Below are 21,568 nucleotides of genomic sequence, written 5' to 3' on the forward strand. Positions count from 1 at the left end.
CAGCTGACACGCTGGGTTCGGCGCAAGACCGCGCACCTTCGCGTCCAAACCTTAGGGGGCTGCTAGTGCCGCGCCGCACCGATTTACACCACATTCTGGTCATCGGCTCGGGGCCGATCGTCATCGGCCAGGCTTGCGAGTTCGACTACTCCGGAACCCAGGCGTGCCGGGTACTGCGCGCCGAGGGCCTACAGGTCAGTCTGGTCAACTCCAATCCGGCGACGATCATGACCGACCCCGAGTATGCCGACTTCACCTACGTCGAGCCAATTACCCCAGAGTTCGTCGAGCGGGTCATCGCTCAGCAAGCCGAGCGCGGCAACAAGATTGACGCCGTGCTGGCCACCCTGGGTGGGCAGACCGCCCTGAACACCGCCGTCGCTCTACACGAGAACGGGGCGCTGGAACGCTACGGCGTCGAGCTGATCGGTGCCGATTTCGAAGCCATTCAGCGCGGCGAGGACCGGCAGCGGTTCAAGGACATCGTTGCCAAGGTCGGGGGTGAATCCGCCCGCAGCCGAGTGTGTTTCACCATGGACGAGGTTCGCGAGACCGTTGCCGAGCTGGGCCTTCCAGTGGTGGTGCGGCCCAGCTTCACCATGGGCGGGTTGGGCTCGGGTATGGCTTACTCCGCCGACGAGGTGGATCGGATGGCCGGCGCCGGGCTGGCCGCCTCGCCCAGCGCCAATGTGCTCATCGAGGAATCGATCTACGGCTGGAAAGAATTCGAACTCGAGCTGATGCGCGATGGCCACGACAACGTGGTGGTGGTGTGCTCGATCGAGAACCTCGACCCGATGGGCGTGCACACCGGCGACTCGGTCACCGTTGCGCCGGCCATGACGCTGACCGATCGGGAATACCAGCGGCTGCGTGACTTGGGGATTGCGATCCTGCGCGAGGTCGGGGTGGACACCGGCGGCTGCAACATTCAGTTTGCGGTCAACCCCCGAGACGGCCGGCTGATCGTCATCGAGATGAACCCGCGAGTATCGCGGTCAAGTGCGTTGGCGTCCAAGGCGACCGGGTTTCCGATCGCCAAGATCGCCGCGAAACTGGCCATCGGATACACGCTCGACGAGATCGTCAACGACATCACCAAAGAAACGCCGGCCTGCTTCGAACCCACCCTGGACTACGTCGTGGTCAAGGCGCCGCGGTTCGCCTTCGAGAAGTTCCCGGGTGCCGATGCCACGCTGACCACCACCATGAAATCGGTGGGCGAGGCGATGTTGTTGGGCCGCAACTTCGTCGAGGCGCTCGGCAAGGTGATGCGTTCGCTGGAAACCAGCCGGGCCGGGTTCTGGACCGCCACCGATCCCGAAGGCGGCCTCGACGACGTCCTGACCAGGCTGCAAACCCCGACCGAAGGTCGGCTCTACGACCTGGAACTGGCGCTGCGGCTGGGGGCCTCGGTCGATCGGGTGGCCGAGGCCAGCGGCGTGGACCCGTGGTTCGTCGCGCAGATCGACGAGCTGGTCGGTTTGCGTGCCGAATTGGTCGACGCGCCGGTGCTCGACGCGGATCTGCTGCGCCACGCCAAACACAGTGGGCTATCCGATCGGCAGATCGCCTCGCTGCGACCCGAACTGGCCGGGGAAGACGGTGTGCGCTCACTGCGCGAGCGGCTGGGCATCCACCCGGTGTACAAGACGGTGGACACCTGTGCCGCCGAGTTCGAGGCCAAGACTCCGTACCACTACAGCAGCTACGAGCTGGATCCGGCGGCCGAGACCGAAGTGGCTCCGCAGATCGACAAACCGAAGGTTCTGATCCTCGGGTCCGGGCCTAACCGCATCGGCCAGGGGATCGAGTTCGACTACAGCTGCGTGCATGCGGCAACCACGTTGAGCCAGGCCGGTTTCGAGACGGTGATGATCAACTGCAATCCGGAGACGGTATCCACCGACTATGACACCGCGGATCGGCTGTACTTCGAGCCGCTGACGTTCGAGGACGTGCTCGAGGTATTTCATGCCGAGGAGCAGTCGGCCGCCGGTGGGGCCGGCGTGGTGGGAGTCATCGTGCAACTCGGCGGCCAGACGCCGCTCGGGCTGGCAGAACGGCTGGCCAACGCGGGGGTGCCGATCGTCGGCACCCCGCCCGCCGCCATCGACCTGGCCGAAGACCGCGGGGCGTTCGGCGATGTGCTGACCGCGGCGGGACTGCCCGCGCCACGCTATGGCACCGCAACCACCTTCGCGCAAGCCCGCCGTATCGCCGAAGACATCGGCTATCCGGTGCTGGTGCGGCCGTCGTACGTGCTGGGTGGCCGGGGGATGGAGATCGTCTACGACGAGGAGACGCTGCGCGGCTACATCACCCGCGCGACCGAACTCTCGCCGGCACATCCGGTGCTGGTCGACCGCTTCCTCGAAGACGCTGTCGAGATCGACGTGGACGCGTTGTGCGACGGGACCGAGGTCTACATCGGCGGGGTCATGGAGCACATCGAGGAGGCCGGGATCCACTCCGGTGACTCGGCGTGTGCCCTGCCGCCGGTGACCTTGGGCCGCAGCGACATTGAAAAGGTTCGCAAAGCCACGGAAGCCATCGCGCATGGCATCGGTGTGGTGGGTCTGCTCAATGTGCAGTATGCGCTCAAAGACGACATCTTGTATGTCTTGGAGGCCAATCCGCGCGCCAGCCGCACCGTGCCCTTCGTGTCCAAGGCCACCGCCGTCCCGCTGGCCAAGGCATGTGCCCGGGTCATGTTGGGCGCCAGTATTTCCCAGTTGCGCGCCGAAGGGATGCTGGCGCGTACCGGGGACGGCGCCAACGCCGACCCGCGTGCCCCGATAGCCGTCAAAGAGGCTGTGCTGCCTTTCCACCGCTTCCGGCGCGCGGACGGCGCGGCCATCGATTCGCTGCTTGGACCGGAGATGAAGTCGACGGGCGAGGTGATGGGGATCGACCGGGACTTCGGCAGCGCCTTTGCCAAGAGCCAGACCGCCGCGTACGGTTCGTTGCCCGCGGCGGGGACCGTGTTCGTTTCGGCCGCCAACCGGGACAAACGCTCACTCGTGTTCCCCGTCAAGCGGCTCGCCGACCTGGGCTTTCGGGTGCTCGCTACCGAGGGCACGGCAGAGATGCTGCGACGCAATGGGATTCCCTGCGACGAGGTTCGCAAGCATTTCGAGGCGCCACAACCCGGACGCCCGGCGATATCCGCCGTCGACGCGATCCGGGCCGGCGAGGTCGACATGGTGATCAATACCCCATACGGGAACTCCGGCCCGCGTGTCGACGGCTACGAAATCCGCTCGGTTGCCGTGTCCGTCAACATCCCGTGCGTCACCACCGTGCAGGGCGCGTCGGCCGCGGTGCAGGGCATCGAAGCCGGGATCCGCGGCGATATCGGGGTCAGGTCGCTGCAAGAGCTGCACCGCGCCATCGAACAACAGAGCGCGGCCGACGGCGGGGCCCGGTGACCGGATTCGGCGCACGCTTGGCAGAGGCCAAGGCACACCGCGGGCCGCTGTGTTTGGGGATCGATCCCCACCCCGAGTTACTTCGGGCCTGGGATCTGCCGGCCACCGCCGACGGATTGGCCGCGTTCTGCGATATCTGCGTGGCGGCCTTCGCGGGATTTGCGGTGGTCAAGCCGCAGGTGGCGTTTTTCGAAGCGTACGGTGCCGCGGGATTTGCGGTGCTGGAAGGCACGATGGCCGCGCTACGGGCCAATGGTGTGCTGGTCCTGGCGGACGCCAAGCGTGGCGACATCGGGTCGACGATGGCGGCCTACGCGGCGGCCTGGGCGGGCGACTCGCCGCTGGCGGCCGATGCCGTGACTGTCTCGCCCTTTCTGGGGTTCGGCTCGCTGCGGCCCCTGCTCGAGGTTGCGACGGCCAATGATCGGGGTGTGTTCGTGCTCGCGGCTACCTCCAATCCGGAGGGCGCCACCATTCAACGCGCCGACGCGGATGGCCGCACGGTGGCCCAACTGATCGTCGATCAAGTCGGACTCTTCAATAGTGAAGTTGGCGAAGTGACGGGGCCGGAGCCCGGATCAGTTGGTGTGGTCGTCGGTGCAACGGTGCTGAATCCGCTGGATGTGAGCGGGCTGGGCGGACCCGTATTGGTTCCCGGCGTCGGGGTGCAGGGCGGCCGGCCGGAGGCGCTGGGCGGCCTCGGCGGCGCGGCGCCACAACAGCTGTTGCCCGCGGTGTCGCGCGAGGTCCTGCGCGCCGGCCCCAGCATTTCTGAAGTCCGGGCGGCGGCCGAGCGGATGCTGGACTCCGTCGCGTACCTTTCAGCGGTCTAGGTCTTCGGGTCAAGCACGCTCGGCGCCCGTTGCTGTTGGAGTTTCTGTAGCCGCTGACGCCCGGGGTCGATCTGCGTCTGAGCGCCGCCGGAATCCCAGCCCGCTTGCCACCTCACACGTCGGCGCTCGGCAACCGTGCGCGGCAGCCGGGCTCCATGCTTGCCGGAATCCACTCTGAAAAGGCTTGCAGTAAAAGGAAAATCGTCAGATTTCCGTGGTCACCGGGGCTTCGTCGCGGCCCGCCAAACTGCCCGAGTCGGCGTCGGCACGTTCGCATTGGTGCCGGCGCGATCAACTGCGTGTGGCCGTTTGGGCGCCCGCGCCGCGCTGTTGTTCGGGAAACCCCGACGTTGCTGGCCGCATTCGGCTGGACATCCGTACCAGATTTGCTGGGCAGTCGAAATGGACCGATGTTCGTCCGTCGGTGAATGCGGCGCGACGCCCGCGTCGTGAGTCGGCGTGGTGGGGTCTAGGGTCCGCCCCGTTCCGGCAACGTGGACGGGCCCACCGCACGGTTCGAGCATGCGCTGGCCTGCTGATTCGCTCCATTTGCCCCGAACCGCCCGACACGCGCGACACGCCACCGAAATGCGTGATCCATGGCACGTTGGTCGCGGGGGTTGCTCGGGGTGGCCCGGGGCGGCCCAAACCGGCCGGCGGGCGGTGCGATCGTCGGGCGGCGCCGCCCGCAGATTCCAGTCAAATCGCAAATAACCGCAGCTAGGCATCAATATCTGGGGGTGTGGCCGGACCATCCCGCTGGGCGCTCGACCCCGTGGTTTGTGGCCGCTCGGGCGTGGCGGCGGAGCGCTGATTCGTCTCGCGGCCGGGGCCCACGCTGGGGATTTGTCACCCAAACCAGGGGGTCGGGTTAGATTTCGTCAGGAACCGTGAGTACGGTCGTCTCCGCTGGCTGTAGTACCAGCCAAGACAAACAAATGATCGATTGATATCGATGAGAGACGGAGGAATCGTGGCCCTTCCCCAGTTGACCGACGAGCAGCGCGCGGCCGCGTTGGAGAAGGCTGCTGCCGCACGTCGAGCGCGAGCAGAGCTCAAGGACCGGCTGAAGCGCGGCGGCACCAACCTCACCCAGGTGCTCAAGGACGCCGAGACCGACGAAGTCTTGGGCAAGATGAAGGTGTCTGCGCTGCTCGAGGCTTTGCCGAAGGTGGGCAAGGTCAAGGCGCAGGAAATCATGACCGAGCTCGAAATCGCCCCGACCCGGCGGCTGCGTGGTCTTGGTGACCGTCAGCGCAAGGCCCTGCTGGAAAAGTTCGGCTCCGCCTAGCCCGCTGCCGACGATGCAGGCCGCTGGGCCTGAGGTGGGGTATCACCCGCTAGCAGGGGTGGTGCGGGCAATCAGCGCCCAAGGATCCAGGCTGCAGTGCCTGGTGGGGGTGCCGACTCAGGAGCGCCGATGAGCGCCGGCGGAGGACCGGGCACAGGACATGTGGTCGTGCTGTCCGGTCCTTCCGCTGTCGGCAAGTCGACGGTGGTCCGCTGCTTGCGTGAGCGGATCCCAAACCTGCACTTCAGCGTCTCGGCCACCACCCGGGCGCCGCGGCCGGGGGAGGTGGACGGCGTGGACTACCACTTCGTCACCCCGGAGAGCTTCCAGCAGATGATCGACCAGGGCGAGTTGCTGGAGTGGGCCGAGATTCACGGGGGATTGCACCGATCGGGCACCCCGGCTCAACCGGTGCGGGAGGCCACGGCCTCCGGAGTTCCGGTGCTGATCGAGGTCGATCTGGCCGGGGCCAGGGCTGTCAAGAAGGCGATGCCCGAGGCCATCAGCGTGTTTTTGGCGCCGCCCAGTTGGGAGGACCTCAAGGCCAGGCTGGTCGGTCGGCGCACTGAGACGCCGGACGTTATTCGTCGCCGGTTACAGACCGCGCAGACCGAACTGGCAGCCCAACCCGACTTCGACAAGGTCGTGGTAAACGGTCGATTGGAATCCGCATGCGCTGAATTGGTATCCTTGCTGGTGAGAACTGTGCCCGGCTCTGGGTGAGTCATCAGCCAGGCAAAGAGCCAGAATTCAGAATTGAGATCTTTACCGTCTTCGCAACGATTTACGCCGCCAGGAGAAAGTCTTAAGTGAGTATTCCGCAGTCCGATGCGCCGTTGGCCGCCGTTTCCGCCGTGGATCAATTCGATCCTTCCTCTGGCGGGGTCGGTGCCTACGACACCCCGCTGGGCATCACCAATCCGCCCATTGACGAGTTGCTGGATCGCGTCTCGAGCAAATACGCCCTGGTGATTTATGCGGCGAAGCGGGCTCGGCAGATCAACGACTACTACAACCAGCTCGGCGAGGGCATCCTGGAATACGTCGGGCCGTTGGTGGAGCCGGGCCTGCAGGAAAAGCCGCTATCGATCGCGATGCGTGAGATCCACGCCGATCTGCTCGAGCACACTGAGGGCGAGTAACAGGGCAGGCCCCGGATGGACCGTAAGCGGATCGTCGTCGGCGTCTCTGGGGGTATCGCCGCGTACAAGGCGTGCACGGTCGTCCGTCAACTGACTGAGGCCGGTCATCACGTCCGGGTCATCCCCACCGAATCTGCGCTCCGTTTTATCGGGGCGGCCACCTTCGAGGCGCTCTCCGGTCAGCCCGTGCACACCGGGGTGTTCGACGACGTGCCGGCGGTGCCGCATGTTCAAATCGGTCAGCAGGCTGACCTGGTCGTGGTCGCCCCGGCGACGGCTGATCTGCTGGCCCGGGCGGTAGCCGGGCGCGGAGACGACCTGCTGACAGCAACTCTGCTCACGGCCCGGTGTCCGGTGATGTTCGCTCCAGCGATGCACACCGAGATGTGGCTGCATCCGGCCACCGCCGACAATGTGGCCACGCTGCGCCGTCGTGGCGCGGTGGTGCTCGAACCCGCATCCGGGCGGCTGACCGGCAGTGACACCGGCGCCGGACGCTTGCCCGAGGCCGAGGAGATCACCACCCTGGCCCAGCTGCTGCTGGAACGCCATGATGCGTTGCCCTACGACCTGGCCGGCCGCAAGGTGTTGGTGACCGCCGGTGGCACCCGGGAGCCGATCGATCCGGTGCGCTTCGTGGGCAACCGCAGCTCCGGTAAGCAGGGTTACGCCGTCGCGCGCGTCGCTGCCCAGCGGGGCGCCGAGGTGACGTTGATCGCGGGGCACACCACCGGGTTGATCGACCCGGCCGGTGTCGAGGTGGTGCACGTCAGCACCGCGCAGCAACTCGATGACGCCGTCTCCAAGCACGCACCCACCGCGGACGTGCTGGTGATGGCCGCCGCCGTTGCCGACTTTCGGCCGGCGCAAGTTTCCACCGCCAAGATCAAAAAGACTGCCGACAGTCCACCGGTGATCGAACTCCTGCGCAACGACGATGTGTTGGCCGGTGCGGTGCGTGCGCGCGAGGATGGGCAGCTGCCCAAGATGCGTGCCATCGTTGGTTTTGCCGCCGAGACCGGTGACGCCAACGGGGATGTGCTGTTTCACGCCCGACAGAAGCTGCGGCGAAAAGGCTGCGACTTGCTGGTCGTCAACGCCGTGGGCGGTGACAGGGCCTTTGAGGTGGACAACAACGACGGCTGGCTATTGGCCGCCGATGGAACCGAGGCGGCGCTGCAGCACGGGTCGAAGACGCTGATGGCAAGCCGTATCGTTGACGCAATAGTTACGTTCCTGGATAGCTGTCGCGGGTAGTCGATCCACGGGCTCGGTGCTGTACAGCGGCTGGACAGGTCCTGAACGATGCCTTGCTCGAGTGGACGAGCGCAAATTGATGCCTGAGGATATAATTCGGCTAACTAATTATCGGAAGGATGCAGATAGTGAGTGAAAAGGGTCGCCTTTTTACCAGTGAGTCGGTGACGGAAGGACATCCCGACAAGATCTGTGACGCGGTCAGCGACTCGGTCCTCGACGCGCTTCTGGCGGCGGACCCCCGCTCGCGTGTTGCAGTTGAGACCCTGGTGACCACCGGGCAGGTGCACGTGGTGGGTGAGGTCACGACGACCGCCAAGGAGGCGTTCGCTGACATCACCAATATCGTTCGCGAACGCATCCTCGACATCGGCTACGACTCGTCGGACAAGGGCTTCGACGGGGCATCCTGCGGAGTGAACATCGGTATCGGAGCCCAGTCGCCCGACATCGCACAAGGTGTTGATACCGCCCATGAGGCCCGCGTCGAGGGCGCTGCGGATCCGTTGGACGCGCAAGGCGCCGGCGACCAGGGCCTGATGTTCGGTTACGCGATCAACGACACCCCGGAGCTGATGCCGCTGCCGATCGCGCTGGCTCACCGGTTGTCGCGGCGACTGACCGAGGTCCGCAAGAACGGTGTGCTGCCCTACTTGCGCCCGGATGGCAAGACTCAGGTCACCATCGCCTACGAGGACCGGGTGCCGGTGCGGCTGGACACGGTGGTCATTTCGACCCAGCATGCGGACGACATCGACCTGGTGAAGACGCTGGATCCCGACATTCGAGAGCAGGTGCTCAAGACCGTGCTCGACGACCTGGCCCACGACACCCTGGATGCCTCGGCGGTGCGGGTGCTGGTCAACCCGACCGGAAAGTTCGTCCTTGGCGGACCGATGGGCGATGCGGGCCTCACCGGCCGCAAGATCATCGTCGACACCTACGGCGGGTGGGCCCGGCACGGTGGTGGCGCATTCTCCGGCAAGGATCCGTCCAAGGTGGACCGCTCGGCGGCGTACGCGATGCGCTGGGTGGCCAAAAACGTGGTCGCAGCAGGACTGGCCGAGCGGGTCGAGGTACAGGTGGCCTACGCTATCGGCAAAGCCGCCCCGGTCGGCCTGTTCGTGGAGACATTCGGCTCCGAGGCTGTCGACCCGGTCAAGATCGAGAAGGCCATCGGTGAGGTGTTCGACCTGCGGCCTGGCGCGATCATTCGCGACCTGAACCTGCTGCGGCCCATCTATGCGCCCACCGCCGCTTACGGGCACTTCGGTCGCACCGATGTCGACCTGCCGTGGGAGCGGCTCGACAAGGTCGACGACCTCAAGCGCGCCATCTAGGTTTCCGGCACGAGCAGACGCGGAATCGCGCGCGGGATCCCCGCGCAATGCGATTCCGCGTCTGCTCGCGCGTGTGGTGGCTCAGTTTTGCGCGCTGGGCGGCAGGGGATGGTCGGAGTCCAACGCCGGCAGGCCATCGATGCTGTGCTGGTTGCGATCGATGACACCAGAGAAGGTTTCCTCGGTCGCTTTGCGGAAGTGGGCGTCCAGCACCGGTCGTTCATCGACGAGGTCGTAATAGGGAACCGCGAATCCGCACGCATCCGCGATGCGGTCGACGTCGATCACGACGGCGGAGCGCGTGCCCGGATGAAGAGTCTTGAAATGTTCTCTCAGGGTTTGGAATTCGCCGTCATCGGGGCGCACCACTCGTCCGGTCCCATAGAGCCGCAGGATCCGCGAGTTGCGGGTGAACGAGCAGAACATGATCGTGATCCGGCCGTTGTCGCGCAGGTGCGCAATGGTTTCGGCGCCGCTGCCGAATAGGTCGATGTAGACGACCGTGTGGTCGTCCAGCACCGCGAAAGTGTCGCGATAACCCTTGGGGGAGAGGTTGACTCGGCCTCCGTCGGACGGCGCGGTGGCAACGAAGAACATGGCCTGGTTGCCGATGAACTCGCGGATCGACTCGTCGATGTGCGAGAACTCTTTGGCCACCGAAATCTCCTTTTGCTCATTCGAAGCCGCACGTTCGAGCCTAACGCCGGCCAGCGAGGTCGGCGACGTGAGTTTTGTCTCGGGGGAGCTCTCAGCGTCCGAAGCGGTAGTCGTCGAGATCGAAATGCCTGCCACGCCAGTAGGCTTCCACGGTGGTGGTGGGACGCAGCGGCACGTCGCCGTTCTTGTCGAAGTAGTAGCTGTTGGCCCGGCGGCAACTGTCCTGCCAGAACACTTGGCGGTACCGGCGCCGCATCATCTCGGCGAAGTAGCGGGCGTTGGCTTCCTCGGTCACCTCGACCCGGGTCGCGCCGTCGCGTCGGGCCCGCTTCAGGCAGCGCAGGATGTGGTGGGTCTGGGTCTCGATGAGCGCGAAATACGACGAACCCACGTAGCCATACGGGCCGAACACGGCGAAGAAATTGGGGTATCCGGGAACGCTGACGCCTTGGTAGGCCTGCGCGCGATGCTCTTCCCAGAACTGGCTCAGTGATCGACCTGCGCGTCCGATGACCGGATAGGTCAGCACATCGTCGGTGTCGAGCACCTTGAAGCCGGTGGCCAGGATCAGCACGTCTATCTCGTGGTCGGTGCCGTCATCGGTGGCCACCGATGTCGGGGTGATCTTCTCGATCGGCTCGGTGACCAGCTGCACGTTGTCGCGGTTGAAGGTGGACAGGTAGCCGTTGTGGAATCCGGGTCGTTTGCAGCCGACCGCATAGCGTGGGGTGAGTTGGTCGCGCACCACCGGATCGTCGACCCGCTGTCGCAAATAGCGCCGTCCCAGCACCGCGCTCCAGCGCGCCAACGGAAACACCGTGAAGTAGTGCGCCGAGATTGGGAAGGTCGCCTCCACATAGGCCTGGCTGAGTAGCCGCTGCAGCGCTTTTCCGCCCGGGATGCGCATTGCCCAGCGCAGCGCTGCCGGCAACGGAAAGTCGAATTTCGGAAAACACCAGATCGGAGTTCGCTGAAACACCGTGAGGTGTTTCACGATTGGTGCGATTTCCGGGATGACCTGGACCGCCGACGCGCCGGTGCCGATGATCCCGACGCGTTTGCCGGTCAGCTCCTGGCTGTGATCCCAGCGCGCGGTGTGCATGGTGACGCCGGCGAAGGAGTCGACGCCGGCAATGTCAGGAAGCTTTGGCACGGTCAAAACGCCGCTGGCATTGATGATGAATCGGGTGGTCAGTTCGCCGCCGGGATCCGTCTGCAGACGCCACAGACTGCGCTCGTCATCGAACTCGGCACCAAGGACCTTGGTGTTGAACCTGATTCGGGGCCTGATGCCGTACTTGTCGGCGCAGTGCTCGGCGTAGGCCCTGAGCTCGCGGCCGGGTGCGTAGCTGCGCGACCAGTCCGGGCTCTGCTCGAACGAGAACTGGTAGGAGAACGACGGAATATCCACGGCTATGCCGGGATAGGTATTCCAGAACCAGGTTCCGCCGACGCCGTCGCCGGCTTCGATCACGAGGTAGTCGCCGAATCCCGCCTTGTCGAGGCTGATCGCGGCACCGATGCCGGAGAATCCGGCGCCGACGATCACGATCTGGTAGTCCGGTTCGATGCTCACTAGCGTTCCCCTCCGATGCCGAGAACTCCGTGCTCGGGCCGCAGGATCAGCGCCGCCTCGAGGGCCATGGCACCACTGTATGGCTGACGGCGGTGGCCGGTAAGGGCCGGACTCCCGGGTCTTTCGAGTCCCTGCTAGTTCTTGTTAGTAATGCAACACTTTGCGCAGTGCCGCCAAGCCGCGGCTGGTTGCTTCGGCGGCTGAGGGCACCACCACGGCGAAGCTGACGTAGCCATGCACCAGGTTGGGCTCGTTGCACCACTCGGCCGCTATCCCCGCGGCAGTGAGCAACTCGGCATAACGGGCCCCGTCGTCACGCAGCGGGTCGTGTTCGGCGGTGCCGATGAAGGCCGGAGGTAGCCCGGTCAGGTCGCCGTTGCCCGGCGCGAGCGTGGCAGGCAGCGCCGTGTGGTCGCTGACGTCAAGGTCGGGCACATACCACGACAGGAACGCGTCGATGACCTCGAGATCCAGGATGGGCGCGGTGGCGTTTTCGCTGAAGGACGGCAGGGCCAGGTCGCCGACGCACGACGGGTACCACAGCAACTGGAAGACCAGGTTCGGAGCGCCATTACCGGCATGGTCACGGGCCAGCTGCGCCATGATCGCCGAGATGTTGCCGCCAGCGGAGTCGCCGGCTACGGCGATCCGGTTCGGGTCCCCGCCCAACTCGTGAGCGTGCTCACCGACCCACCGCAACGCGGCCCAGCTGTCTTCGATCCCGGCCGGGTAGGGATGCTCCGGAGCGAGCCGGTAGTCGACGGAGACCACGATGGCCTCCGCGCCCACCGCATGCGCCCGCGCGACGTGGTCGTGGGTATCCAAGCTGCCCAGCGCCCAGCCGCCGCCGTGGTAGTACACGACGACCGGAAGGACCCGGTCGGGCTCCACGGTGGGCCAATAGATTCGGACGGGGATGTCGGTAAGCTCGCCATAGCCGATCTTGCGGTCCTCGGTCCGCAAATCGGGGAGCAGTTCCGGTGGTGCTTTGAGCGCGGCGAGCCGTTCGCGGGCCAATTCGACGCCGTCTGCGGCGCAAAAGGTCATCGGAACCGCGTCGAGCAGCATCTTCAGGATGGGATCGATGCCGGGGCGGGTGCTGATCTGCTCCGTCATGGGTCCTACACGGTACGCACTTGTGGCCTATCCGTGCAGCGCAACGCGCAATGCCGCCAGCCCGCGCTCCATGGCGGTGGTGGCCGCGGGCACCACGCCGGCATAGCCGATGTAGCCGTGTACCAGGGATCCGGCGTTGTGAACTTCAACCGAGACGCCGGCAGCGGCCAGCAATTCGCCGTACCGGATGCCGTCGTCACGTAGCGGGTCGTGGCCGGCCACCGCGATGTAGGCGGCCGGTAGATTCGCCAGGTTCTCGGCGCGGCCCGGAGCCATGCCCGCTGGTGGGTTAGACAGGTCGGTATCGCCTGCATACCAGCGGGAAAAGTCGGCGATGGCCTTGACGTCGAGAACCTCGCCGGTGGCGTTTTCGGTGAACGACGGCAATGTCTGATCCCACATCGTGGACGGATACCACAGCAGTTGAAAGGCGATCGGCGGTATGGGGCCATCGGCATTGTCCCGGGCCTGTTGTGCGATCACCGCAGCGATGGTTCCACCTGCTGAATCACCGGCCACGGCTACCCGGTTGAGGTCAGCGCCGATAGTGGATCCGTGGTCGGCGACCCATCGCGTTGCGGCCCAAGCATCTTGGATGGCCGCGGGGTAGGGGTGCTCTGGGGCCAAGCGGTAATCGACTGAAACGACCAGCGTGTCGGCCCCGACGGCATGCTGACGACAGGTTCCGTCGTGAGTGTCCAGGTCGCCCATGACAAAGCCGCCGCCGTGAAAGAACAGCACCACCGGTAGTGGATCGGTGGCATCGGGACTGATTGGTGGCCAATAGATCCGAATGGGGATGGATCCACCCGGTCCGTCGATGGCCCGGTCCTCGACGCGAAGCTCGGGGTGCACGGGCCGGCGTGGCAAGTCCCGCAGCCGCTGACGTACCGCATCGATTCCGTCCTCGGTGGATAGCCGAAACGGAACCGCATCCAGTACCTTCTGCATGATGGGGTCGATAGCGGGTTTCTCGTCTGCGGTTTTGTCCAAACTGGGCATGGACGTACCGTACGCACCTCGGTTGGTGACCGGCGGCTGGGTGCTCGCCGGATGGGCCGGCCTCGGCTACGGCGTGTACCTGACCATCATCGCGATGCGCCGCCCGCAGGGTATGGAACTGACCGGGCATTGGATCCTGCAGCCGCCGTTCAAGGCATCGATGGCGGTGCTGCTCGCGCTAGCGGCGGCCGCCCACCCGATCGCGCGCGAGCGACGGTGGCTGATAGCGGCGTTGCTGTTTTCCGCCGCCGGTGACTGGTTGTTGGCAATCCCGTGGTGGACCCAGTCATTTGTGCTGGGGCTTGGTTCGTTCTTGTTGGCCCACTTGTGCTTTCTCGGAGCCATGCTGCCGATGGCCTGGGGGGCGGTTCCATCGCGTCCACGGATCGCTGCGGCGGCGTTGATGTGCGTGGTCTCAGTGGGGCTGTTGATTTGGTTTTGGCCGCACCTCGGTCAGGAAAATCTGACGATTCCGGTGACGGTCTACATCCTGGTGCTGACCGCCATGGTGTGCACGGCTTTCGTCACCAGGCTTCCGACGATATGGACAGCGGTGGGGGCGTTGAGTTTCGCGGTATCGGACTCGATGATCGCGATCAGCCGGTTCATCCTCGGTAACGAGGCCCTGGCGGTGCCGATCTGGTGGGCATATGCCGCCGCGGAGATCTTGATTACCGCCGGGTTCTTCTTTGGCCGGGATATTTCGGATAACGGGCCGGCCGCTGTCGACGGCTGAGGCGCCGCGTCCGCTGTTGCGAAAAAGCAAGAAAAAGATTGTCTAGCAAATCATCTCGAGGCTGCGAGCGCGTACCGATCGAGGTAGAGCCGATCGCGAGGGTACTACCGATGCTTTCGGTGCCCCACCTCGATCGTGAATTCGACTACTTGGTGTCCGCCGAGCAGTCCGACGATGCCCAGCCCGGGGTGCGGGTCCGGGTGCGGTTCCACGGCCGATTGGTCGACGGGTTTGTGCTCGAGCGCCGCAACGACACCGACCACCAGGGCAAGCTGGGCTGGCTGGATCGGGTGGTATCGGCCGAACAGGTGCTCACGCCGGAGATCCGCCGATTGGTCGACGCCGTGGCCGCTCGCTATGCAGGCACCCGGCCGGACGTCTTGCGGCTGGCGGTGCCGGCCCGGCATGCGCGGGTGGAGCGCGAAGTCGCAACGCGGCCGGACCTGCCGGAGGTGGCTCCGGTCGATGGGGCCGGCTGGGCGGGGTACGGCAGGGGCGGCCAATTCTTGGACGCCCTCGGCGAGGCGCGGGCGGCGCGTGCCGTCTGGCAGGCGCTACCCGGCGAGCCGTGGGCCGATCGATTCGCCGAGGCCGCCGCGCAGACGGTGCGCACCGGCCGGGCGGTGCTGGCGATCGTTCCCGACCAGCGGGACCTCGACGAGCTGTGGCGAGCGGCGACAACCCGCATCGATGAGCGCAGCGTGGCGGCATTGTCGGCCGGATTGGGTCCGGCCGCCCGCTACCGACGCTGGTTGGCCGCGCTGCGGGGTGGTGCACGACTGGTGATCGGTACCCGCAGCGCCGTGTTCGCGCCGCTGAGCGACCTGGGGTTGGTCATGGTCTGGGCGGACGGCGACGACACCCTGGCCGAGCCGCGGGCGCCCTACCCGCACGCCCGGGAGGTGGCGATGCTGCGGGCACATCAAGCCCGGTGCGCGGCGTTGATCGGCGGCTACGCCCGAACCGCCGAGGCCTACGCCCTGGTGCGAAGCGGGTGGGCGCATGACATCGTCGCGGCCCGGCAGGTGGTTCGGGCGCGCACCCCGCGCGTCATTGCCCTCGATGACAGCGGCTACGCCGACGAACGCGACCCGGCCGCACGGACCGCGCGTCTGCCATCGATCGCCCTGCACGCCGCCCGCTCGTCGTTGCAGGCGGGGGTGCCCGTACTGGTCCAGGTGCCACGGCGCGGGTACGTGCCCTCCCTGGCTTGTGGGCGCTGCCGGGCAATCGCGCGGTGCCGACATTGCACGGGGCCGCTGTCCCTGCCGGAACGCGGCGCGCCCGGCGCGGTCTGTCGATGGTGCGGGCATGGGGAACCGCTGCTGCGCTGCACGCGCTGTGGGTCGGACACCGTGCGGGCCGTCGTCGTTGGAGCCCGGCGCACCGCCGAAGAGCTGGGACGCGCCTTCCCCGGTACGTCGGTGATCACCTCGGCGGGCGATGCGATCGTGCCCGACGTCGATGCTCGCCCGGCGCTGGTCGTGGCCACCCCGGGCGCTGAGCCCCGGGCAGCCGGGGGATACGGGGCCGCCCTGTTGCTGGATACCTGGGCGTTGTTGGGCCGTCAAGATCTGCGCGCGGCCGAGGAAGCGCTCTGCCGTTGGATGGCTGCAGCGGCCCTGGTGCGCTCGCGTGCCGACGGAGGCGTGGTGGCGGTGGTCGCCGAATCGTCTATCCCGACGGTGCAATCGCTGATCCGCTGGGACCCGGTGGGGCACGCCGAAGCCGAGCTGGAGGCCCGTAGCGAAGTCGGGCTGCCGCCGAGCGTGCACATCGCCGCCATCGATGGCACCGCGGAGGCGGTCCTGGCCTTGCTGGATCAGGCCCGGTTGCCCGAAGACGCAGACATGCTCGGCCCGGTCGACCTGCCGCCGGGGGTACGCCGCCCGGCAGGCACCCCCGACGGCGTGCCCGTGACCAGGATGCTGGTGCGGGTACGCCGGGAACAGGGTCTGGAACTAGCCGGGTGTCTGCGCCGCGGAGTCGGTGTGCTCAGCGCACGCCAGACTCATGAACCGGTCCGGGTACAGATCGACCCGCTGCACATCGGCTAACCTGCATTGATCCATCGTCAGCGCTTGCGCGCGGTGAAAATCAGGTACTCCCACTCCATCACGCCGTCGGTGAGGTATTCGCGGCTGAGTTCGATGAGTTCGGCGTCGAGCTGGGCAACTCGTTGGGGGTCGTCGCTGATATTGCGGTAGGCGTTGATCGTCGGTCCGTAGTAATCCTTGAAGTAATCGACGCATTCTTCGGGTTGCCCGAACCGCTTTACCCGCAACGAGCCCCGCTGCGTCCGGACATCGCACACGTGGTCGCTGAACAGGTCGCCGATGTACTCTTCGCGCCCCCACCACACCTCATGCGGGGCGCCCATCGGCAGCGTCGGCCGGTACGGCCGGAGGGTGGAGAGAAACTGGCCGTAGAACCCCTCCGGCGTCCAACTCAGCACACTGATCTTGCCGCCCCTGCGACATACCCGGGCCAGCTCGTCGGCCGTGCGCTGATGACGCGGAGCGAACATCGCCCCGATCGTCGAAAGCACCGCGTCGAACTCGTTGAACCCGAAGGGCAGGGTCTCGGCATTGGCTTCCCGCCAGCTGAGGTGTACTCCCGCTGCCGCGGCGCGTCGCTGAGCGCTGCGCAGCAGTTCCGGCGTGAGGTCACAGGCGACGACATGAGCACCCGCAACCGCCGCGGCGATCGACGCATTCCCCGAACCCGCGGCAACGTCGAGGACGCGACCTCCGGGGCGAATGCCGCTGGTGGAGAACAGGATTGGCCCCAGCGGGGCCAGTACTTCATCGGCCAGTACCGCATAGTCGCCCAACGCCCACATGGCCCGATGCGTGGTTGCCGGGGCCCGCCGATCGCTGATTGGTGTGTCAAGAGCCATTGCCCCTCCTGACCGAATTCGGGAAATTTGCTGCGACACCATCGTCGGCGCAAGGCAGGCGCAGGGAAACCACTTCCGATCGTTGCCCGGCGGCAATTGTATACGTGATCAATAATCGCTGTCTACGAATGTAGGGCGCTGCTAGATTCTTCCCTTGCTGCAGCCTGTTTTGTGCGACAACGAACTTGAAAAGCCCAGCGAAATCCGGGGAAGGGGGCCATTAATGTCCACCGAGAACGCGACGGCAGCTGAAGAGTCACTGGACATGATTACCGATGCGCTGCTAACGGCGTCTCGGCTGTTGGTAGGCATCTCGGCGCATTCGATCGCGCAGGTCGATGAGAACATCACCATCCCGCAATTTAGGACCCTGGTCATTCTGTCCAATCGGGGACCGGTCAATCTGGCCACGCTGGCGAACCTGCTTGGGGTGCAGCTGTCGGCGACCGGCCGGATGGTCGACCGTCTCGTCAGCGCCGGGATGATCGACCGACAGCCGCACCCGACCTCGCGTCGTGAACTACTCGCGGTGTTGACCAAGCGTGGTCGTGATCTCGTCCGCCGGGTCACCGCGCACCGGCGCGACGAAATCGCTCGTATCGTCGAGCAGATGCCGCCGGCCGAACGGCAGGGGTTGGTTCGCGCGCTGACCGCGTTCACCGCGGCCGGCGGTGAGCCGGACGCAAATGTCGAGATGGATCTATAGGCTCAGCCTTTTGGTGCCCATTTGGGCTTTGGGTCTTTGGGGTCCTCTCGAAGACGTCGGGATTCAGCCGTTCCAGGCCGCCCGCCGAATTGGCGGGCGGCCCCGGCCCGGTTGCGGAGCGGCTTACTTCTTGGTGCCGGTCAGAACCAGGTACTCCCATTCCATGACGCCGTCGGTCAGGTATTGGTCGGCGAGTTCAACCAGCTGGGCGTCGAGTTCGGCCGCCAGCACCGCGTTGTCGCCGATGTTCGCGTAGGCCTCGATCGTCGGGCCGTAGTGATTCTTGAAGTAGTCGTGCACGGCCTGCGCCGTTTGGAAGCGTGTGACCTCCAACTGTCCGCGCTGCGTTTGGATGTCGGAGACGTGGTGCCCAAACAGGCCGCGGGCGTAGGCTTCCCGTCCCCATAGCGCAGACGGGGGCAGGGCCGCCGACAGGCTCGGGCGGTAGGGCCGGATGGTGGCCAGCATGCGGCCGAAGAAACCTTCTGGCGTCCAGCTGATCACGCCGATGGTTCCGCCGGTCTTGCAGACGCGGGCCAGTTCGTTGGCTGAGCACTGGTGATCCGGGGCGAACATCACGCCGATCGCCGAGATCACGGTGTCGAACTCGCTGTCGCCGAACGGCAGTGCCTGTGCGTTGGCCTCCTGGTAGTCAAGGGTCAATCCCTGGGCTGCGGCGCGCGCCTTGGACCGTTGCAGCAGTTCGGGTGTCAGGTCCGTCGATACCACCGTGGCGCCCGACTTGGCCGCCGGAAGCGAGATGTTGCCGGAGCCGGCCGCAACGTCGAGCACGCGCACGCCGGGCCCAATGCCGGCGGCAGCGACCAGGATCGGGCCGAGCGGAGCCATCACCTCTTCGGCCATCAATGCGTAGTCGCCCAGTGCCCACATCGCCCGGTGTGTAGCCGCGAGCGATACGTCCTCGCGGATGGGTGTGTCGATAGTCATTCAGAGCTCCTCAAAAGGAAAGGGAAAGGGCTGCGTTACTTCGACATCGTCGTCGCAGGCGCGGCGGGAAAACTCGACTGCTTGCTCGCAGAACGTTTCCGCAGGACATAGTATGCAATAGCAAGTTTATAAACGGCTGAGAATCTGGCCATTGAAGATTGTGGTCCACGCCACTTTACAGGCACTTCCTAGACTGTCCCGGTGCGTCTCGTTTTTGCCGGTACCCCCGAAACTGCGCTGCCAGCGCTCCATCAGCTCATCGATTCGCCGCGACACGAGGTGATCGCGGTGTTGACCAGGCCCGATGCCGCTTCGGGTCGGCGCGGTAAGCCAGAACCGTCGCCCGTGGCGCGTGCGGCGCTGGAACGGGGCATCCCGGTGCTGCGGCCGTCACGGCCGAACTCGGCGGAGTTTGTCGCTGAACTATCCGAATTGGCGCCACAGTGCTGTGCGGTGGTCGCCTACGGCGCGCTCCTGGGTGACGCGCTGCTCGGGGTGCCGCCACAGGGCTGGGTCAACCTGCATTTTTCGCTGCTGCCGGCATGGCGTGGTGCGGCGCCGGTGCAAGCCGCCATTGCCGCGGGTGACGCGGTCACTGGGGCCACGACCTTCCAGATCGAGCCCAGTCTGGACTCCGGACCGGTGTACGGGGTGGTCACCGAGACCATCCGGCCCACCGATACCGCTGGCGATCTGCTTGGGCGACTTGCGGTTTCGGGTGCCGAGCTGCTCTCGGCCACCCTGGACGGGATCGCCGAGGGGGCTTTGACAGCGCGCCCGCAACCTGCGGACGGAGTCACGCTGGCGCCGAAAATCTCCGTCGAGCAGGCCAGGGTGCGGTGGGAGTTGCCGGTGCCCATCATCGAGCGTCGGATCCGGGCCGTTACTCCCAATCCGGGCGCCTGGACGCTCATCGGTGACCTGCGGGTCAAGTTGGGGCCGGTGTATCTCGATGCCGCGGTCGAACCTCCCGGCCCCTTGCCCCCAGGTGCGATTCAGGTGGATCGCAAGCACGTGTGGGTCGGCACTGGCTCGGAACCTTTGCGATTGGGCCAGGTCCAGCCGCCGGGCAAGAAGCTGATGAACGCCGCCGACTGGGCACGCGGTGCCCGCCTGGACCCCAGCGTGCGTGCATCATGAGCCCCGGCCAGGACAAACGACAGCGAAATCGGCCGGACCGAAAGCCGCGACGCTCCGAGGGCACGGGCGTGCCGAACCAGCGCAGGGGCCCGCGCCGGCGGCCGCTGGACCCGGCGCGCGGCGCCGCGTTCAACGCCTTGCGGGCGGTGAGTGAGCGCAACGCCTACGCCAACCTGGTGCTACCCGCGCTGCTGAGGGAGCGCGGCATCACCGGCCGCGACGCCGCCTTCGCCACCGAGTTGACCTATGGCGCCTGCCGGGCCAGGGGACTGCTCGACGCCATCATCGGAGCGGCGGCCGGACGTTCGCCCGAGGCGATCGACCCCTTCCTGCTGGACTTGTTGCGGCTAGGTGCCTATCAGCTGTTGCGCACCCGGGTGGACGCCCACGCCGCGGTGTCCACCACGGTCGAACAAGCCGGCATCGAATTCGATTCGGCGCGGGCGGGTTTTGTCAACGCAGTGCTGCGCACGATCGCTGATCGCGATGAGCAATCGTGGGTCCAGGAGCTGGCGCCAGACCCGCGCCGCGACCCCGTCGGGCACGCGGCCTTCGTCCATGCTCACCCACGCTGGATCGCGCAGGCCTTCGCTGACGCGCTGGGCCCGTCGGCGGCGGAACTCGATGCGGTGCTGGCCAGCGATGACGAGCGTCCACAAGTGCACCTGGCGGCTCGTCCGGGGGTGCTGACGGCCGCCGCATTGGCCGATGAGGTGCGCGGCACCGTGGGCAGGTATTCGCCGTACGCCGTGTACCTGCTCGGTGGTGACCCGGGGCTGCTGGCGCCCGTGCGCGACGGTCAGGCGCTGGTGCAGGACGAGGGCAGTCAATTGGTGGCGCGGGCGTTGACGCTGGCCCCGGTCGAGGGCGACTCGGGCCGGTGGCTGGACCTGTGCGCGGGGCCGGGCGGCAAGACGGCGCTGCTGGCCGCGCTGGGCGTGGCAACGGGGGCCCGGGTGACCGCCGTGGAGCCGTCGTCGCATCGCGCCGACCTGGTGGCGGACAACACCGGCGGGCTGCCGGTGGATCTCGTCCGTGGTGACGGGCGCTACACCGACCTGGAACCGGTTTTCGACCGGGTGCTCGTCGATGCGCCCTGCACCGGCCTGGGCGCCTTGCGCCGGCGGCCGGAAGCCCGCTGGCGCCGGCAACCGTCGGACGTGCCCACCCTGGTCAAGCTGCAGCGTGAGCTGCTGGCCGCGGCGATCAACCTGACTCGTCCGGGCGGGGTGGTGCTCTATGCCACCTGTTCGCCGCACCTGGCCGAAACCGTCGGGGTCGTCGCCGACGCGCTACGCCGGCACCCGGTGGATGCGCTGGATACCCGAGCACTCTTCGAGCCCATCACCGAGGGCCTGGGGGAGGGGCCGTACGTGCAGCTGTGGCCGCACCGGCACGGCACCGACGCCATGTTCGCCGCGGCGCTGCGCAGGCGGGCATGAGGCAGCGGGAGCGAATCGCCGACGTGCGTCGCGCGTCGCGCCGCGCGGCTCA

General features: G+C 66.4%; 18 protein-coding genes. 12 read left to right on the top strand and 6 right to left on the bottom strand.

Features of this window, described 5'->3' with window-relative positions; translation table 11 throughout:
• The first annotated feature begins 65 nt into the window (after positions 1 to 65).
• From carB to metK, 7 genes are all read left to right on the top strand, one after another.
• Positions 66 to 3,431 carry a carbamoyl-phosphate synthase large subunit gene (gene carB / locus MPSD_RS10930; protein WP_015355819.1) on the top strand — a complete coding sequence of 1,122 codons (3,366 nt, stop codon included), beginning with the start codon at positions 66 to 68 and terminating at the stop codon, positions 3,429 to 3,431.
• Positions 3,428 to 4,264, top strand: a complete 837-nt coding sequence (gene pyrF, locus MPSD_RS10935) for an orotidine-5'-phosphate decarboxylase (protein WP_086084663.1) — start codon at positions 3,428 to 3,430, stop codon at positions 4,262 to 4,264. The genes carB and pyrF overlap by 4 nt, the downstream gene beginning before the upstream one ends.
• A gap of 973 nt (positions 4,265 to 5,237) precedes the next feature.
• Positions 5,238 to 5,555, top strand: a complete 318-nt coding sequence (mihF, locus tag MPSD_RS10940) for an integration host factor, actinobacterial type (RefSeq protein ID WP_015355818.1) — start codon at positions 5,238 to 5,240, stop codon at positions 5,553 to 5,555.
• Positions 5,556 to 5,684: 129 nt separating this feature from the next.
• Entirely contained in the window at positions 5,685 to 6,278 is a 594-nt protein-coding gene (gene gmk / locus MPSD_RS10945) for a guanylate kinase (RefSeq protein WP_020787843.1), read from the top strand.
• Positions 6,279 to 6,364: 86 nt separating this feature from the next.
• Positions 6,365 to 6,697, top strand: a complete 333-nt coding sequence (gene rpoZ, locus MPSD_RS10950; protein ID WP_012393967.1) for a DNA-directed RNA polymerase subunit omega — start codon at positions 6,365 to 6,367, stop codon at positions 6,695 to 6,697.
• A 15-nt stretch (positions 6,698 to 6,712) separates the two neighbouring features.
• Positions 6,713 to 7,954, top strand: coding sequence for a bifunctional phosphopantothenoylcysteine decarboxylase/phosphopantothenate--cysteine ligase CoaBC (coaBC, locus tag MPSD_RS10955; RefSeq protein WP_020787842.1), 1,242 nt, complete (start codon positions 6,713 to 6,715; stop codon positions 7,952 to 7,954).
• 128 nt (positions 7,955 to 8,082) lie between these two features.
• Entirely contained in the window at positions 8,083 to 9,294 is a 1,212-nt protein-coding gene (gene metK, locus MPSD_RS10960) for a methionine adenosyltransferase (RefSeq protein WP_012393969.1), read from the top strand.
• 81 nt (positions 9,295 to 9,375) lie between these two features.
• Here metK and MPSD_RS10965 read toward each other — a convergent pair whose 3' ends face one another.
• The 4 genes from MPSD_RS10965 to MPSD_RS10980 all read right to left on the bottom strand — a co-directional run bounded on the left by MPSD_RS10965 (position 9,376) and on the right by MPSD_RS10980 (position 13,645).
• The gene (locus MPSD_RS10965; protein WP_015355816.1) at positions 9,376 to 9,951 is read right to left on the bottom strand and encodes a pyridoxamine 5'-phosphate oxidase family protein; all 576 of its coding nucleotides are present in this window, start codon (positions 9,949 to 9,951) and stop codon (positions 9,376 to 9,378) included.
• 91 nt (positions 9,952 to 10,042) lie between these two features.
• Positions 10,043 to 11,521: a flavin-containing monooxygenase gene (locus MPSD_RS10970; RefSeq protein ID WP_085981920.1), complete on the bottom strand. Its 1,479-nt coding sequence runs from the start codon at positions 11,519 to 11,521 to the stop codon at positions 10,043 to 10,045.
• Between the two features lie 150 nt (positions 11,522 to 11,671).
• Entirely contained in the window at positions 11,672 to 12,643 is a 972-nt protein-coding gene (locus MPSD_RS10975) for an alpha/beta hydrolase (RefSeq protein WP_012393972.1), read from the bottom strand.
• 27 nt (positions 12,644 to 12,670) lie between these two features.
• The gene (locus MPSD_RS10980; RefSeq protein ID WP_012393973.1) at positions 12,671 to 13,645 is read right to left on the bottom strand and encodes an alpha/beta hydrolase; all 975 of its coding nucleotides are present in this window, start codon (positions 13,643 to 13,645) and stop codon (positions 12,671 to 12,673) included.
• On the opposite strand from MPSD_RS10980, the gene MPSD_RS10985 reads away from it, so the two are divergent.
• Positions 13,644 to 14,381, top strand: a complete 738-nt coding sequence (locus MPSD_RS10985) for a lysoplasmalogenase (protein WP_020724949.1) — start codon at positions 13,644 to 13,646, stop codon at positions 14,379 to 14,381. The genes MPSD_RS10980 and MPSD_RS10985 overlap by 2 nt on opposite strands.
• Positions 14,382 to 14,491: 110 nt before the next feature.
• Complete coding sequence (locus MPSD_RS10990) at positions 14,492 to 16,438, top strand: primosomal protein N' (protein ID WP_020787841.1); 1,947 nt, start codon at positions 14,492 to 14,494, stop codon at positions 16,436 to 16,438.
• Positions 16,439 to 16,455: 17 nt separating this feature from the next.
• Here the strand turns inward: MPSD_RS10990 and MPSD_RS10995 are convergent, their stop codons facing one another.
• Positions 16,456 to 17,280, bottom strand: coding sequence for a class I SAM-dependent methyltransferase (locus tag MPSD_RS10995; RefSeq protein ID WP_086084664.1), 825 nt, complete (start codon positions 17,278 to 17,280; stop codon positions 16,456 to 16,458).
• A 223-nt stretch (positions 17,281 to 17,503) separates the two neighbouring features.
• Between MPSD_RS10995 and MPSD_RS11000 the strand changes: the two genes are divergently transcribed.
• Positions 17,504 to 17,986, top strand: a complete 483-nt coding sequence (locus MPSD_RS11000) for a MarR family winged helix-turn-helix transcriptional regulator (RefSeq protein WP_020787839.1) — start codon at positions 17,504 to 17,506, stop codon at positions 17,984 to 17,986.
• A gap of 123 nt (positions 17,987 to 18,109) precedes the next feature.
• On the opposite strand, the gene MPSD_RS11005 is transcribed toward MPSD_RS11000, so the two are convergent.
• Positions 18,110 to 18,934: a class I SAM-dependent methyltransferase gene (locus MPSD_RS11005; RefSeq protein ID WP_086084665.1), complete on the bottom strand. Its 825-nt coding sequence runs from the start codon at positions 18,932 to 18,934 to the stop codon at positions 18,110 to 18,112.
• Positions 18,935 to 19,135: 201 nt separating this feature from the next.
• Between MPSD_RS11005 and fmt the strand changes: the two genes are divergently transcribed.
• Together fmt and MPSD_RS11015 are read left to right on the top strand one after the other, a co-directional pair.
• Positions 19,136 to 20,074, top strand: a complete 939-nt coding sequence (gene fmt, locus MPSD_RS11010) for a methionyl-tRNA formyltransferase (RefSeq protein WP_020787838.1) — start codon at positions 19,136 to 19,138, stop codon at positions 20,072 to 20,074.
• Positions 20,071 to 21,516, top strand: coding sequence for an RsmB/NOP family class I SAM-dependent RNA methyltransferase (locus MPSD_RS11015; protein WP_262491669.1), 1,446 nt, complete (start codon positions 20,071 to 20,073; stop codon positions 21,514 to 21,516). Before fmt ends, MPSD_RS11015 begins: the two co-directional genes overlap by 4 nt.
• Positions 21,517 to 21,568: the final 52 nt, after the last annotated feature.

This window comes from Mycobacterium pseudoshottsii JCM 15466 (assembly GCF_003584745.1).
Lineage (GTDB): Bacteria > Actinomycetota > Actinomycetes > Mycobacteriales > Mycobacteriaceae > Mycobacterium > Mycobacterium marinum.

Bases quoted from the DNA above. Each gene is read 5' to 3' on its own strand.
- MPSD_RS11005 (WP_086084665.1), bottom strand. From the start codon at position 18,934: ATGACTATCGACACACCCATCCGCGAGGACGTATCGCTCGCGGCTACA.
- gmk (WP_020787843.1), top strand. From the start codon at position 5,685: ATGAGCGCCGGCGGAGGACCGGGCACAGGACATGTGGTCGTGCTGTCC.
- MPSD_RS10990 (WP_020787841.1), top strand. From the start codon at position 14,492: ATGCTTTCGGTGCCCCACCTCGATCGTGAATTCGACTACTTGGTGTCC.
- MPSD_RS10985 (WP_020724949.1), top strand. From the start codon at position 13,644: ATGGACGTACCGTACGCACCTCGGTTGGTGACCGGCGGCTGGGTGCTC.
- MPSD_RS10995 (WP_086084664.1), bottom strand. From the start codon at position 17,280: ATGGCTCTTGACACACCAATCAGCGATCGGCGGGCCCCGGCAACCACG.
- MPSD_RS10975 (WP_012393972.1), bottom strand. From the start codon at position 12,643: ATGACGGAGCAGATCAGCACCCGCCCCGGCATCGATCCCATCCTGAAG.
- MPSD_RS10980 (WP_012393973.1), bottom strand. From the start codon at position 13,645: ATGCCCAGTTTGGACAAAACCGCAGACGAGAAACCCGCTATCGACCCC.
- MPSD_RS11000 (WP_020787839.1), top strand. From the start codon at position 17,504: ATGTCCACCGAGAACGCGACGGCAGCTGAAGAGTCACTGGACATGATT.
- MPSD_RS11015 (WP_262491669.1), top strand. From the start codon at position 20,071: ATGAGCCCCGGCCAGGACAAACGACAGCGAAATCGGCCGGACCGAAAG.
- coaBC (WP_020787842.1), top strand. From the start codon at position 6,713: ATGGACCGTAAGCGGATCGTCGTCGGCGTCTCTGGGGGTATCGCCGCG.